Source organism: Streptococcus infantis (genome assembly GCF_047463635.1).
GTDB lineage: Bacteria > Bacillota > Bacilli > Lactobacillales > Streptococcaceae > Streptococcus > Streptococcus infantis_W.
Genome location: NZ_JASHDL010000049.1, coordinates 1 through 1,076, shown reverse-complemented (window position 1 = coordinate 1,076; position 1,076 = coordinate 1). Strand labels below are relative to the sequence as shown.

General features: G+C 38.2%; 1 protein-coding gene. It reads right to left on the bottom strand.

What is annotated here, in order from left to right:
* Nucleotides 1–5: 5 nt before the first annotated feature.
* Nucleotides 6–1,076: ISL3 family transposase (locus QM867_RS10690; protein ID WP_414315752.1), on the bottom strand; the 1,071-nt coding region annotated here is incomplete at its 5' end.

Below are 1,076 nucleotides of genomic sequence, written 5' to 3'. Positions count from 1 at the left end.
AAAAGTTATAACCTGGAGAGGACCAACATGGTTCTCTCCTTTTTGATGTTCAAAGCAATGAGGATTCTAGTTTTAAAGTTTTCAAAGTTCCGGAAGCCAAAAGCATTGCGCTTGATGACCTTAATGAGGTTATTAGTAGCCTCCAGTTTCGCGTTTGAGTAGGGCAGTTCCAGTGCGTTCATGATTTTGTCCTTGTCTTTCAAAAAGGTCTTAAAAACAGTTTGAAAAATAGGATTTACACAAGAAATCGTTTCTTCAATCAGTTCAAAGAAATTGTCTGTTTGTTTCTCTTGGAAATGAAACAGTAATAGTTGATAGAGTTCATAGTGCTTTCTAAGTTCTTGAGAGTATGCAAGGAGCTTTTCGAGAATCTCATTATTGGTCAAGTGTGAGCGAAAAGTAGGGCGATAAAAACGTCTATCACTAAGTTTACGGCTATCCTGTTGAATGAGTTTCCAGTAACGTTTTAATGCTTTATATTCGTGCGATTTACGATCAAAACGATTCATGATTTGGATACGAAGACGATTCATAGCTCGACTGAGATGTTGGACAATGTGAAAGCGGTCGAGAACGATTTTAGCATTAGGAAAAAGTTTTCTGGCAATATCGTAATAGGGACTAAACATATCCATTGTAAAGACTTTCACGCGACTTCTCACCTGACTAGAATAACGAAGAAAATGATTGCGAATAGTCGCTTGAGTTCGTCCATCCAGAATAGTTACGATCTTTCTGGAATCAAAATCCTGTGCAATGAAACTCATCTTACCTTTCTTGAAGCTGTATTCATCCCAAGACATGTGAGTTGGAAGGAAAGATAAATCTGTCTTGAATTTGAATTCTTTCAATTTACGAATGACTGTCGAAGTAGAGACAGATAGACTTTCTGCGATAGCCGTCATAGGGACTTTCTCGATTAATTTTTGAGTGATTTTCTGGTTGACGATGGTCGCGATTTGGTGATTCTTTTTGACTAAGGAAGTCTCTGCGACAGCTATTTTCCCGCAGACTTTACAACGGAAACGGCGTTTTCTCAATCGAATGAGTGTCTTATAGCCTGCACACTCTAGATA